Origin of the sequence: Desulfitobacterium metallireducens DSM 15288 (assembly GCF_000231405.2) — a bacterium.
GTDB lineage: Bacteria > Bacillota > Desulfitobacteriia > Desulfitobacteriales > Desulfitobacteriaceae > Desulfitobacterium_A > Desulfitobacterium_A metallireducens.
This window is the reverse complement of sequence record NZ_CP007032.1, coordinates 88199-102388: the sequence shown is the minus strand read 5'-3', so window position 1 is coordinate 102388 and position 14190 is coordinate 88199. Positions and strand designations below refer to the sequence as shown.

General features: G+C 43.8%; 7 protein-coding genes, 2 tRNA genes and 3 rRNA genes. All 12 read right to left on the bottom strand.

Features of this window, described 5'->3' with window-relative positions:
- Nucleotides 1–152: 152 nt before the first annotated feature.
- Nucleotides 153–1433, bottom strand: a complete 1281-nt coding sequence (locus tag DESME_RS00485) for a glycosyltransferase family 2 protein (RefSeq protein ID WP_006719160.1) — start codon at nucleotides 1431–1433, stop codon at nucleotides 153–155.
- Between the two features lie 126 nt (nucleotides 1434–1559).
- On the bottom strand, nucleotides 1560–1877 hold the full coding sequence (locus tag DESME_RS00480) for a hypothetical protein (protein ID WP_006719161.1): 318 nt from the start codon (nucleotides 1875–1877) through the stop codon (nucleotides 1560–1562).
- Between the two features lie 529 nt (nucleotides 1878–2406).
- A complete protein-coding gene (locus DESME_RS00475; RefSeq protein WP_006719164.1) occupies nucleotides 2407–3003 on the bottom strand; it encodes a TVP38/TMEM64 family protein in 597 nt (198 codons plus the stop codon).
- 216 nt (nucleotides 3004–3219) lie between these two features.
- Nucleotides 3220–4905, bottom strand: a complete 1686-nt coding sequence (locus DESME_RS00470) for a methyl-accepting chemotaxis protein (protein ID WP_282432824.1) — start codon at nucleotides 4903–4905, stop codon at nucleotides 3220–3222.
- A gap of 335 nt (nucleotides 4906–5240) precedes the next feature.
- Nucleotides 5241–5357: ribosomal RNA gene (gene rrf / locus DESME_RS00465) — 5S ribosomal RNA — on the bottom strand.
- 104 nt (nucleotides 5358–5461) lie between these two features.
- Nucleotides 5462–8376 (bottom strand): 23S ribosomal RNA (locus DESME_RS00460).
- A gap of 120 nt (nucleotides 8377–8496) precedes the next feature.
- Nucleotides 8497–8572: transfer RNA gene (locus DESME_RS00455), tRNA-Ala, on the bottom strand.
- A 17-nt stretch (nucleotides 8573–8589) separates the two neighbouring features.
- Nucleotides 8590–8666: transfer RNA gene (locus tag DESME_RS00450), tRNA-Ile, on the bottom strand.
- A gap of 217 nt (nucleotides 8667–8883) precedes the next feature.
- A 16S ribosomal RNA gene (locus DESME_RS00445) occupies nucleotides 8884–10449 on the bottom strand.
- Together the 16S, 23S and 5S rRNA genes with 2 tRNA genes alongside form the textbook arrangement of a ribosomal RNA operon.
- 377 nt (nucleotides 10450–10826) lie before the next feature.
- Nucleotides 10827–12293 (bottom strand): lysine--tRNA ligase, encoded by a 1467-nt coding sequence (lysS, locus tag DESME_RS00440; RefSeq protein WP_006717540.1) that lies wholly within the window; start codon nucleotides 12291–12293, stop codon nucleotides 10827–10829.
- Between the two features lie 222 nt (nucleotides 12294–12515).
- Nucleotides 12516–12986 (bottom strand): transcription elongation factor GreA, encoded by a 471-nt coding sequence (gene greA, locus DESME_RS00435; RefSeq protein WP_006717541.1) that lies wholly within the window; start codon nucleotides 12984–12986, stop codon nucleotides 12516–12518.
- Nucleotides 12987–13209: 223 nt separating this feature from the next.
- Nucleotides 13210–14184 carry a tRNA dihydrouridine synthase DusB gene (dusB, locus tag DESME_RS00430; protein WP_006717544.1) on the bottom strand — a complete coding sequence of 325 codons (975 nt, stop codon included), beginning with the start codon at nucleotides 14182–14184 and terminating at the stop codon, nucleotides 13210–13212.
- Between the last annotated feature and the right edge of the window lie 6 nt (nucleotides 14185–14190).

The window sequence follows — 14190 nt, the reverse complement described above, 5'->3', positions numbered from 1 at the left end:
GGTTTATCAATAATTTCTTCCAGATCTACTTTATCCACAATTATCCCTCAGCTTTCTCGAACTAGAAATCTTTCCCTTTTGCTTTCTTATTATAAAAAGAGGGAGATTTCTCCCTCTTTTTAGTCTTCACTTAACTCCATTTGAACCAGACATCAATTCGTAGATACTTTCTTTTGCCGGACCTCAACTTCCTCAATCGCGATTGCGCGAGTATGCTTCGTGTGCGACCATTCCTTTTCATTGCGGTTGATAAAGCCGAGGAAACAAATAGGAATCCAACTGTAAATGAAAACAGGATAAAGGATTAACCCTAAATAAGCTCTCCAGGGTAAGCGGTCTAATGCTAACGCCGCTACAGGATAAAGAAGTTGGAATGCAGATAAAATCTGCCAGCCAGTCCACGGCATAACTACGGAAAAGACATGCGTGTAATACGGCTGAATAATAGAAACCATATTAACAAACATAAAGAAAGTTGCAATCAAAGTCAAGGCAGGCTGAAATAAATGAACTGCTGCATCGAAATACATAATTTTACGTTCTTTAAATGATTTAATTAGAAGTGGAAACAAGTAGCGTCCTGCACAATCAATTTGCCCGATAGCCCAGCGCTTCCTCTGACGCCACGATTGCGCAAACGTCAAAGGTTTTTCATCATAAACAATTGCATCATGGGCCCAGGTGGTTTTAATTCCATACGTCAATGCTTTCATCGTGAACTCAAGATCTTCCGTGAGTGAAGTAGCGCCCCATCCAATCTTCTTAAGTACACTCGTATCAATACACATACCCGTTCCACCGAGAATATTCGATAGATGCCCTGTATTATAACGTGCAAGTTGAAGCATCCTGTTTGAAAGCCAAAAGGTAATAGAAAAGGCATTCGTGACCCATGTATCAAATGGATTCTTAGAATCTAAATAACACTGGATGATTTTATGACCCTGACACAATTTACTGTTCATTTCAGTGAGGAAACTTTGGTTTACGAGATTATCTGCATCAAAAATAATAACGGCATCATACTGTTTCTCCATTTTGAATATACGATGAAACAGCCACTCGAGAGCATAACCCTTACCTCGTTTTTCATTGTTAAAACGTTGGTGCACGATTGCTCCGGCTTCCTTAGCGATAAGTGCCGTTTTATCCGTACAATTATCCGCTACAACAAAAACATCATAAAGCTCTTTAGGATAATCGAGTTTAAGCAAATTCTCGACGAGCTGTCCAATTACAGCTTCCTCATTGTAAGCAGAGGCAACCAATGCGAAGGATTTTTCAGGCGTTAGTATCTTTTTTTCATGTCTTCGAAATAGACCAAACATCGACAAGACAAAATAATACAACGTGAAAAAGATAATAGTAACCTGAACTGGAACCATAATCGTATTAAATAAGTGAGAACCGGTTACTCCGGACATGAACTCCACGTTCCCACCCTCCTTTTAACCTTCACAATTCTATCATAGGCCTTTTTCGGATGCAACACAAATTGTTTACCAAAAAATATAGGTTTGTCCACTTCATAGATATGTAAATGGCTACTAATTATGCTATTAGCGTCGATAAAAGATTTTAAGTAAGATAAATACAATAATTGAAGTACAAAACACCAAGAAAGCAAGAGTAGCTTTTAAAGCATATCCTAGAGAAGACCAGTAGAGCGCAGAAACCTTCGAGCCAGCTACCCAAGGAATTGCTCCCCGAATAACCATCGCAATCCCCTGGACCATAAAAATTAACAGTACAAAACCCGATGTCACGGCTATTATACCCATAATTCCAGTTGGAGTATCCATTCTCCAACGCCGAATCAATTCCTTTTTCATCCAGAATATTTCCATCCCTATCTCATGTATCCATCTGTGCCGCATACTCCACACCTCTCTCTCCTACATCGTATGTAATGATGTGACTTAAAAGAATTAACCCAAAAGTTGTATAATTCGAGCAAATTCTGTCTATACTCAGGGTCAAGGAGGTGGTACCTGTGCCAAGGACCTCAGATGATAATAAATTTGTTCATTGTAGTTTTTGTAATCAGAGATTTCGCTTTGAATATGACGCTATTAAACATGAAAAAGAAAACCATGCTGATCAACTCTAAGAATAACTCTGCGACTAATTTCTGAAGAGAAGACGTCACTAAGAACATAGGTTAAAATTTCCTATGCCTTAATGACGTCTTTTCCATTTACTCAAAATAGCTTATGCCTATTTTGCCACAGCAATAATTGAACCTACAGAAATAATTAGCATAACCAAAATGAAAATGAGTGATTTAACATCCAGATGAATTTTTTCCAGCATGATTACTCCTCCTCTTCTCATGAACGGTATGGAAATAATCCGCTGCGCAGCAACTGTTTTATTAGTACTAATAGTCAACTATATTCATTTGTTTTATGATTTATGTGAACTAAATATGATATGAATTTTAGTTATGAATCTGTCTTTATATAAGAAGCCAACAAAAATTAGGATTATTGCTATAGATGAAAGGATAACTGCAGCTAAGTAATTTTTCGCATGTAGATTTGAGCCAATATATGCTGATACAAAAAGGGCTGGGGATCTTCCTAAAGTCGCTATGACAAAAAATCTTAAGGGTTTCACTGGGGTAAGACCCGCTATATAGCTCAAAATATCCTTGGGAAGACCAGGCACTAAAAATAAAATAAATAGGGCAAGATCAGCCTTTTGATTTCTAATTAAGGAATATAAGAGAGTTAGTTTATCTTGACGAACAAAGACCTTGATTAGCGGATATCCTAATAACCGGGAGGCATAGAATACGATAATCGACCCAATTATTACACCAATGACTAAGTACAGGGTTCCTAACCACACTCCATAGATATACCCACCTGCGATTTGAACTACTTCTCCAGGGATCGTGGCAATGACCACCTGAAAAATCTGGAAAAATATGAACACTAAGATACCGCTATAGCCAAAGGAATGGATCCAATCCCGAAATCTTGCAGGTTCACTTAACATCTTCGTGATTCCAGGAGCATACTTTACAGTTATAAATAGAGAAACTATAAAAAATAATGTCAATAATATTATGCTAACACAGGGAATCCTTTTATTATGGATGTAAATACACTTCACCCTCTTAAAGGAACATCTTTAGATTTATCTATTACAAAATCGGGAGTTCATTTTGATTATATCAAAATGAACTCCCGATTCCTAATATTGATCTATCTCTTATAGTTTAAACTTATCCACCGCAAATAAAAGTTCATCTGCCATTCTTGACATATCTTGTGATGCTGAACTTATTTCCTCAATAGAAGCATTTTGTTCTTCAATAGATGCTGAAGCAGACTGCATTTGACTAGAAATTTCCAGGCTAGCTGTATTTATATTGCTAAATACCCCAACTATTTCTTCAGTCTCATCTGAGATTATTGTTATTGTTTGTGCTAATGATTCTGTTTCTTTGTACAACTCTTCTATAAGTTGACTAATACTTTCAAATGCCTGACCCGAAATATTTACCTTTTCAATGCCTCTTTTTACATCTTCTACTTCTGTGTTCATGGCATTTAAGGCCTCTACTAGGTTCTTTTCATTAGCAGTGATTAAAGCAGAAATATCATCTGCTGATTTTCGAGATTGCTCCGCAAGTTTACGTACTTCATCAGCCACGACGGAAAATCCTTTTCCATGCTCTCCAGCTCTCGCTGCTTCAATGGCTGCATTTAATGCTAAGAGATTCGTTTGTTCGGCGATACCCGTTATGACGTTAGTGATACTTGATATCTTTTGAAAGCTTTCCGTTAAAGCTTGAATAGACTGCATGACAAAATGTGTGCTTTGGTCTATTTTGCCCATCTGTGATACAACTTCAGTTACAGTAGCCATACCCTCGTTCGAGGTAAGTTCTGTCTTCTTTGATAAGCTTGTCACGCTTTTGCTATTTTCCGTTATTTGTCTAACTTGATTCGCTATGTCATCCATAGCTGTAGATGAAACTTGGATCGATTGAGACTGCGAAATCGAGCTGGTTGCTACTTCTTGTGTTATTCTAGCAACGTGCTCAGAAGCTTGTGCATGTTGCTCTGTACTCGCCGTCAATTCTTCAGAAGTAGATGCTACCAAAGTTGCCGACTCTTTGATATTTGAAACAAGCATTTTTAGACTTTCTGACATTTTATTAAAGTTTCGAGACAAATCACCCAGTTCATCTTGGCTGTTACATGTTTCGGCTGAATGGCCTAAATCACCATTAGCTAAGAAACCAGAATGATCTGTTACCGCTTTTAGTGGTCCGACAATCTTTTTAGAATTATATAAGCTCATTATTATTGCAAAGATAAATGCAAGCAGCAGGGCAATGGAACTTCCAACGAAAATGCGAGAATATAGCGTTTTGCTGCTTTCTACCCCTTGAATTTTATTATTGTTCTCAGTATCCACGAGTTCATTATATGAATTTTCTAAACCCTTACGAATATCTCTTCCAGCTCCAAACGATTGATCTTGAGCTGCTTGGACGTTACCAGATTGATATAAGCTAACAACTTTCAGACTGGATTCATTAAATTTTTCATAGCCATCATGTATGTCCTGAAGGAGTTGCTTCTCCTTAGCATCAGTCATAATCACTCCTAGTGAGTCAAGCCGTTTATCTATTTCTGGCTTTCTGCCTTTTATCTCATCGACATAACTCGCTTGGCCTGTTAGCAATAAACCCCGTTCATCATTCGCTTGTGAAGTAAAGTAATACTGAACCTCTCTTAGAGTAACGACACCCTGCATCGTATCATCAACTAAGGCAACATACTTATCTTCAATTACCTTCATCCCAACCAGAGCTGCTACTGATATTAAAGAAAGAAGAATTACAATGATCAAATTACCCGACATCAATCTATACTTAACTTTCAGTTCGATCTCCTCCTCCTGTAATTGTGATAACTATAACTATAGAGATCATATTCTATTTTACGATTTTTTTCTACATTTTTTTAGCATTTAGGACTAAAGTCCTGCAAATATCGTGCTAAAAGTCTCAATTTCGTCAGTTAAGCCATTCATTTTGTCGAATCAATAAATAGTAGAGGTCAATTTATCACCTAGAATTATACATTTGTAATGTTGTAAATATCCAACTGATTTGTAGATATAAGGGGATGCAATCGTCCTAGCGTATCATGCACACCTTCGTTTTTACGCAGTAAAAAGCAAAGAGACCATCTTACGACAGTCTCTTCACTTTGCTTACCTGGCGACGACCTACTTTCCCAGGACCCTGCGGTCCAAGTATCATCGGCCCTGGAGGTCTTAACTTCCGTGTTCGAGATGGGAACGGGTGGAACCCCTCCGGCATAATCACCAGATCGTTTGAAGTTTTCAGGGCTCTTTTCAGAGCTTTCTGTTCCTTCAAAACTACACAGATCTTTTCGTTTTCTTCAAGTCATCAGTTTCAACCTTCATGGCTCATTAGGTCAAGCCCTCGACCGATTAGTACCCGTCAGCTCCACACGTCACCGCGCTTCCACATTGGGCCTATCTACCTGATCATCTTTCAGGGGTCTTACCAGCTTGTGCTGTGGGAAATCTCATCTTGAGGTCGGTTTCGCGCTTAGATGCTTTCAGCGCTTATCCGATCCGGATATAGCTACCCAGCTATGCCTCTGGCGAGACAACTGGTACACCAGTGATCCGTCCAACCCGGTCCTCTCGTACTAGGGTCAGCTCCCCTCAAATTTCCTGCGCCTGCGACGGATAGGGACCGAACTGTCTCACGACGTTCTGAACCCAGCTCACGTACCGCTTTAATGGGCGAACAGCCCAACCCTTGGGACCTACTACAGCCCCAGGATGCGATGAGCCGACATCGAGGTGCCAAACCTCCCCGTCGATATGGACTCTTGGGGGAGATAAGCCTGTTATCCCCAGGGTAGCTTTTATCCGTTGAGCGATGGCCCTTCCACTCGGTACCACCGGATCACTAAGCCCGACTTTCGTCCCTGCTCGACTTGTTGGTCTCGCAGTCAAGCTCCCTTTTGCCTTTACACTCTTCGCGCGATTTCCATCCGCGCTGAGGGAACCTTTGGGCGCCTCCGTTACTCTTTAGGAGGCGACCGCCCCAGTCAAACTGCCCACCTGACACGGTCCTCAACCCCGATTCAGGGGTCTAAGTTAGAATTTCAGTACAAAAAGAGTGGTATCCCACCGGCGACTCCACCAAGGCTGGCGCCCTAGCTTCTTAGTCTCCCACCTATCCTGTACATTTTATACCAAAATCCAATGTCAAGCTACAGTAAAGCTCCATGGGGTCTTTCTGTCCTGTCGCAGGTAACCCGCATCTTCACGGGTATTACAATTTCGCCGAGTCCCTCGTTGAGACAGTGTCCAGATCGTTACGCCTTTCGTGCGGGTCAGAACTTACCTGACAAGGAATTTCGCTACCTTAGGACCGTTATAGTTACGGCCGCCGTTTACTGGGGCTTCAATTCAAAGCTTCGCCTTGCGGCTAACCTCTCCTCTTAACCTTCCAGCACCGGGCAGGCGTCAGCTCCTATACTTCTCTTTTCAGATTGGCAGGAACCTGTGTTTTTGTTAAACAGTCGCCTGGACCATTTCTCTGCGGCTCTTCTTGCGAAGAGCGCCCCTTCTCCCGAAGTTACGGGGCTATTTTGCCGAGTTCCTTAACGAGGGTTTTCTCGCGCGCCTTAGGATTCTCTCCTTATCTACCTGTGTCGGTTTGCGGTACGGGCTCTCTCTCACTCACTAGAGGCTTTTCTTGACAGCTTGGAGTCGGTTACTTCGCTACTTATTTTCGCTCCCCATTACCTTTCAGGCAACGCGTAAGACGGATTTACCTGCCTCACACCCTACGGGCTTGGGCGTGCTCAACCAACGGCACGCTTAACCTATCCTTCTGTGTCACCCCATCGCTAATAACGTTTAAGAGAGGTACTGGAATATCCACCAGTTGTCCATCACCTACGCCTTTCGGCCTCGGCTTAGGTCCCGACTGACCCTGGGCGGACGAGCCTTCCCCAGGAAACCTTAGATTTTCGGCGGGTGAGATTCTCACTCACCTTTTCGCATACTCATACCGGCATTCTCACTTCCAAGCTCTCCACCCAACCTTCCAGTTGAACTTCGCTGACCTTGGAACGCTCCCCTACCCCTTACAGTAAACTGTAAAGCCATAGCTTCGGTGATACGCTTGAGCCCCGTTACATTTTCGGCGCAGAACCACTCGACCAGTGAGCTATTACGCACTCTTTAAATGGTGGCTGCTTCTGAGCCAACATCCTGGTTGTCTGTGCAATTCCACATCCTTTTCCACTTAGCGTATACTTTGGGACCTTAGCTGATGGTCTGGGCTGTTTCCCTTTTGACTATGAAGCTTATCCCCCACAGTCTGACTCCCAATCTAAATTCTTGGCATTCAGAGTTTGATAAGGTTCGGTAACCCGGTAAGGCCCCTAGCCTATTCAGTGCTTTACCGCCAAGAATCATCAATTGAGGCTAGCCCTAAAGCTATTTCGGGGAGAACCAGCTATCTCCGTGTTCGATTGGCATTTCACCCCTACCCACAGTTCATCCCTTGCCTTTTCAACGACAGTGAGTTCGGGCCTCCAGTAGGTTTTACCCCACCTTCACCCTGACCATGGGTAGATCACACGGTTTCGGGTCTACAGCATGTAACTTGTCGCCCTTTTCAGACTCGCTTTCGCTTCGGCTCCAGCTTCTCGCTTTAACCTCGCTACATACCGTAACTCGCCGGTTCATTCTACAAAAGGCACGCCATCACACCTCAAGGGTGCTTTGACTGCTTGTAAGCGTACGGTTTCAGGTTCTTTTTCACTCCCCTCCCGGGGTGCTTTTCACCTTTCCCTCACGGTACTGGTTCACTATCGGTCGCTAAGGAGTATTTAGCCTTGGGAGGTGGTCCTCCCGGTTTCCCACGGGGTTTCTCGTGTCCCGCGGTACTCAGGATACCCTCACAGCATTTCTTCTTTTCGCTTACAGGAGTGTTACCTTCTTTGCTGAATCTTTCCAGATTTCTTCAGCTAAGAATTAATGCTTAATAGAGGGTCCTACAACCCCAAGCTCCGAAGAGCTTGGTTTGGGCTCTTCCCGTTTCGCTCGCCGCTACTCAGGGAATCGATTATTCTTTCTCTTCCTCCGGGTACTTAGATGTTTCAGTTCCCCGGGTTGTCCTCTTTAACCTATCTATTCAGTTAAAGATCATTGGATATAACTCCAATGGGGTTGCCCCATTCGGGTATCCACGGATCAATGCATGCTTACTGCTCCCCGTGGCATTTCGCTGTTAACCGCGCCCTTCTTCGACTCTTAGCGCCTAGGCATCCACCGTACGCCCTTAGTAGCTTGACCTAAATCTTTTCGCCACTTCAGGTTTTTATATGAATCCTTTGACTTTTGAAAAACTATTTTCTCTGTGCAGTTTTCAAAGAACGATGTATATTTGAGAAGCCAATCCATTTAAAGTTAATTTGGTGGAGGTAAGCGGGATCGAACCGCTGACCCCCTGCTTGCAAGGCAGGTGCTCTCCCAGCTGAGCTATACCCCCAACGATATGAACTTAAATGGTGGGCCTGGGTGGACTCGAACCACCGACCTCACGCTTATCAGGCGTGCGCTCTAACCAGCTGAGCTACAAGCCCATTGTAGAGACAAATGGTCTCTCAAAACTAAACAACAAAGGAAAGCTTACACTTCTTTACAGCCTCGCAGATTGCTCTGCGCTTTTGCCTTTTCGGCTTTTGAGTCTTTCGACTCTACCCTTCAATCGATTCCGTTTCTCCAAAGAGTTTCTTCCTCGATTGAGGATCGACCATAGGATTAGTTAACTTAAAATCTTAAGCTAACATGTCTCCTTAGAAAGGAGGTGATCCAGCCGCACCTTCCGATACGGCTACCTTGTTACGACTTCACCCCAATCATCGGCCCCACCTTCGACGGCTAGCTCCCTTTCGGGTTACCTCACCGGCTTCGGGTGTTGCAGACTTTCGTGGTGTGACGGGCGGTGTGTACAAGGCCCGGGAACGTATTCACCGCAGTATGCTGACCTGCGATTACTAGCGATTCCAACTTCATGTTCTCGAGTTGCAGAGAACAATCCGAACTGAGACCGGCTTTCTCGGATTTGCTCCACCTCGCGGCTTCGCTTCCGTCTGTACCGGCCATTGTAGCACGTGTGTAGCCCAAGACATAAGGGGCATGATGATTTGACGTCATCCCCACCTTCCTCCGGTTTATCACCGGCAGTCTGTCTAGAGTGCTCGACCTTACTCGTTAGCAACTAAACATAGGGGTTGCGCTCGTTGCGGGACTTAACCCAACATCTCACGACACGAGCTGACGACAACCATGCACCACCTGTCTCTACGTTCCCCGAAGGGCACTCCTTAGTTTCCTAAGAATTCGTAGGATGTCAAGCCTTGGTAAGGTTCTTCGCGTTGCGTCGAATTAAACCACATGCTCCACCGCTTGTGCGGGCCCCCGTCAATTCCTTTGAGTTTCAACCTTGCGGCCGTACTCCCCAGGCGGAGTGCTTATTGTGTTAACTGCGGCACAGAAGGGGTCGATACCCTCTACACCTAGCACTCATCGTTTACGGCGTGGACTACCAGGGTATCTAATCCTGTTTGCTCCCCACGCTTTCGCGCCTCAGCGTCAGTTACAGTCCAGAAAGTCGCCTTCGCCACTGGTGTTCCTCCACATCTCTACGCATTTCACCGCTACACGTGGAATTCCACTTTCCTCTCCTGTCCTCAAGATAACCAGTTTCCGATGCAGGCTTGGGGTTGAGCCCCAAGTTTTCACACCAGACTTAATTATCCGCCTACGCGCCCTTTACGCCCAATGATTCCGGACAACGCTTGCCCCCTACGTATTACCGCGGCTGCTGGCACGTAGTTAGCCGGGGCTTCCTCCTCAGGTACCGTCATGTAAATACACTATTTGCATATCTACCGTTCGTCCCTGAAAACAGTACTTTACAACCCGAAGGCCTTCATCATACACGCGGCGTTGCTCCGTCAGACTTTCGTCCATTGCGGAAGATTCCCCACTGCTGCCTCCCGTAGGAGTCTGGGCCGTGTCTCAGTCCCAGTGTGGCCGTTCACCCTCTCAGGCCGGCTACTGATCGTCGCCTTGGTAGGCCTTTACCCCACCAACTAGCTAATCAGACGCGGGTCCATCCATTATCGATAGCATGTTCAGAGGCCATCTTTCTTTAACCGATGATGCCATCAGTTAAACGTATCCGGTATTAGCCCTCGTTTCCAAGGGTTGTCCCGATTTAATGGGTAGGTTACCCACGCGTTACTCACCCGTCCGCCACTAAAAACTCGCTAAGCAAGCTTATTGAGTTCTCCGTTCGACTTGCATGTGTTAGGCACGCCGCCAGCGTTCGTCCTGAGCCAGGATCAAACTCTCCATAAAATTTATGAAGAAAATTTGATTGCTCAAATTCATCTCAAACTCTTTAACGAGTCACTTGGCTGTTCCTTGTTGTTTAGTTTTCAAAGACCGGAGTCACATTTATAAATGATAGCACCTCTAACTCATTCTGTCAACTACCATTTATTCCTGATCAATTGCGTTTTCGCAACCGAACGATTAGTATTTTATCGCTTTTTACACAGGTTATCAAACCTTTAATTTCGTCTTTATCCTTTGAATCTTGTAGTTAACATCGATATTGTTCTGTTTTTTCTGCTTTTCGTGCATTTATACTATAATAACTTCTTCTGATTTAATCAATCTATTCTAGATTATTATAGAGGGGATGGCTTCAACCATCCCCTCTGCAAGACTTTCTATTCTTCTTCTCTTGGCTTCATCGTTGGGAAGAGGATAACGTCCCGAATAGATGCCGAATTGGTTAGAAGCATAACCAAGCGGTCAATTCCAATACCTAACCCACCTGTCGGAGGCAATCCATACTCTAACGCTTGAACGAAGTCCTCATCCATCATATGAGCCTCATCATCACCATTAGCCCGTTCAGCGACCTGTGCCTCAAAACGCTGACGTTGATCAATCGGATCATTTAGCTCAGAGAAGGCATTACCCAATTCACGACCAAAAACAAATACTTCGAAACGGTCCGTATACTCAGGATGTTCCTTATTCCGTTTCGCTAAGGGGGAGATTTCAACAGGATGCCCTGTTATGAATGTTGGTTGGATGAGTTTAGACTCTACGAATTCTTCGAAAAACTCATTGATAATCTTTCCTCGAGAAGCAGTTCCCTCAACATGGATTCCTTTTTCCTGAGCCACTTTACGCGCTTCTTCATCTGTTAGAATCTGACGAAAATCAACCCCAGAGTACTCTAATATCCCCTCGAGCATCGGTAACCGACGCCACGGGGTTGCAAAGTTGAGAGTCTCGCCTTGATACTCAATCTCTAATTTACCGTGAACCTTCTGAGCAATATAAGAGATCATATTCTCCGTCAATTCCATGATGTCCTCATAGTTCGCGAAGGCTTGGTAAAGTTCCATCATTGTAAATTCAGGATTATGCTTAATGGAAATTCCTTCATTCCGAAAGTTTCGACCAATTTCAAACACGCGATCAAAGCCTCCGACGATCAATCGTTTCAACGGAAGTTCAAGCGCAATCCGAAGATACAAATCAATATCTAGCGCATTATGATGCGTAATAAAGGGACGAGCAGCCGCTCCTCCGGGAATCGTATGCAAAGTAGGCGTTTCAACCTCTAAAAACCCTTTACCCTCAAGGTATTCACGCATCGCTCGGATAATCTTGCTCCGCATCACAAAAACGTTCTTAACCTCTGGATTCATGATTAGATCCAAATAACGCTGCCGATAGCGTAATTCAACATTGGTTAACCCATGGAATTTCTCAGGTAAGGCTCGCATTGCTTTCGAAAGAATTTGCACTTCTTCTGCATGAAGAGAGATTTCTCCCCGCTTGGTTCTGAAAACCTTCCCTTTTACCCCGATGATATCCCCGACATCGAACTTCGATATCATTTCAAACCAATCTGCTCCGACCTCATCTTTGCGGATATAAATTTGAATTCGACCACTAAAGTCTTCAATATGGGCAAAGATAACTTTTCCTTGGTCCCGTTTGGACATGATCCGCCCCGCAACTTTAGCCTCTTGATCCTCTAACTCCGAAAATTGATCCAAAATTTCTTGGGCCATATGCGTTCTTTGATAACGATCTGCATAAGGTTCACTCCCTTGTTGACGAAGTGCTTCAAGCTTGTCCAACCGGATTCGCCATAGATCGCTCGTATCTTCCATTTAAACATTCCTCCAAAAAATCTTATACTAACATTCTAGCAGATTCATATATGATTAAACAAGAACACTAAAGAAGACTTGGCTAGCACCAAGTCCTATCATAGGTGGTAGCCTTAACTGCCATATCCTGCCATACTTAAACAACATGCATCGTAGAACAAGAAAGCTCGGCGGTCGCCGAGCTTAACAAAGGCTGAAGCCGTTTGAAATTAGAGTAGGTTCTTATTTAATATCCACAATCTGATAATGAAGAATTCCCGCTGGAACATTCACTTCGACCACTGTTCCCTTGGCGTTACCAAGTACAGCTTTTCCCACAGGAGATTCATTTGAGATCTTGTTGACTCCAGGATCTGCCTCGGCAGAACCAACGATTGTATATTCCTCATCATCACCAAAATCCATGTCTTTTAAGATAATAGTTGAGCCTAGTCCTACAATTTCATTACTTTCTTGATCATCAATTACGCGAGCGTTTCTCAGCATTTTCTCAAGAGTAATAATCCGGCCCTCGATAAAAGCTTGTTCATTCTTAGCATCATCGTATTCAGAGTTTTCGCTAATATCTCCAAAATCAATGGCTTGTTTAATCCGCTCAGCAACTTCACGCCTTCTCACTGTTTTAAGTTGCTCAAGCTCATTTTCGAGTTTTTTTAGACCTTCTAATGTTAAAATAACTTCCTTTTCGGGCATTCTATATCCGCTCCCTTTTCTCGTCCTGTATCCGGCGCGTCTTTAGAATGCGCGCTTTAATGATACCTCTAAATGATTTCACATGCACTAGCCTACATACTTAAATATGTACTTGTCTTTAAGCATTACTGGTATTATAATTTCGCTTCAAAATATTGTCAAGGATACCTCTCCGTTCCTCCTCATTGGTAATGCTCTCATATTCTACCTTAAACAAGCAAAATTATGCATTCTCCGTAATAGAAATAAGGATACGAGAAAAGATACTTCGCATTTCTTGTGGGCTCTTCGTTTGCATGATTTGGTCCCGTAATTGAGTAGCATTGCGAATTCCTTTAATGTACCAAACCGCATGTTTACGCATCTCATTAAGCCCAACACGTTCCCCTTTATAACTCAACACTCGCTCAAAATGGTCCAATGCAACTTGAATTCTTTCCCGATAACTCGGTTCAGAAACCAAGACTCCTTCCTGCAAATAGCGCTCCGTACGCGTAATAAGCCAAGGATTTCCAAGAGCACCACGCCCAATCATAACCCCATCACAGCCGGTTTGCTCTAACAATTTCTTCGCATCTTGTGGGGTAAAAATATCTCCATTAGCAATGACTGGAATCTGAACTGCTTCTTTAACCTTGCGAATTCCCATCGGATCAGCGTAACCCGCATAAAACTGGTCTCGAGTCCGGCCATGTACGGTCACCATTTGAACTCCTACCGCTTCTAACCGTTCTGCCAACTCCGAAGCAACATATTCTTCCTTGTTCCAACCCAACCGCATTTTTACGGTCACAGGAACAGACACTGCCTTAACTACAGCTTCAGCAATCTGTTGTGCCAAATCTAAATTGAGTAATAAGGCTGAACCTTCCCCGTTCTTAACGATTTTCGGAGCTGGACACCCCATATTAATATCAATGATATCGGCATCATGCTCAACTGCTAGACACGCTGCTCGAGCCATCACCGCCGGCTCTGAGCCAAAAAGCTGCACAATGCGTGGTGATTCTTCCCCCCTCAAATCGAGCATACTTAAAGTTCTGGAGTTTTGATATGTTAAGGCTTTATCACTGATCATCTCTGTCCAGACATAGCGTGCGCCGATGCAACGTGCGATTTCCCGGTAGGCCTTATCCGTAACCCCAGCCATCGGTGCCAAAAAGACGGGTTTTTCGATTTTAAACTGCCCGAGCTTCATAGTTCT

Bases quoted from the DNA above. Each gene is read 5' to 3' on its own strand.
- greA (WP_006717541.1), bottom strand. From the start codon at position 12,986: ATGCCCGAAAAGGAAGTTATTTTAACATTAGAAGGTCTAAAAAAACTC.
- DESME_RS00480 (WP_006719161.1), bottom strand. From the start codon at position 1,877: ATGCGGCACAGATGGATACATGAGATAGGGATGGAAATATTCTGGATG.
- dusB (WP_006717544.1), bottom strand. From the start codon at position 14,184: ATGAAGCTCGGGCAGTTTAAAATCGAAAAACCCGTCTTTTTGGCACCG.
- lysS (WP_006717540.1), bottom strand. From the start codon at position 12,293: ATGGAAGATACGAGCGATCTATGGCGAATCCGGTTGGACAAGCTTGAA.
- DESME_RS00475 (WP_006719164.1), bottom strand. From the start codon at position 3,003: ATGTTAAGTGAACCTGCAAGATTTCGGGATTGGATCCATTCCTTTGGC.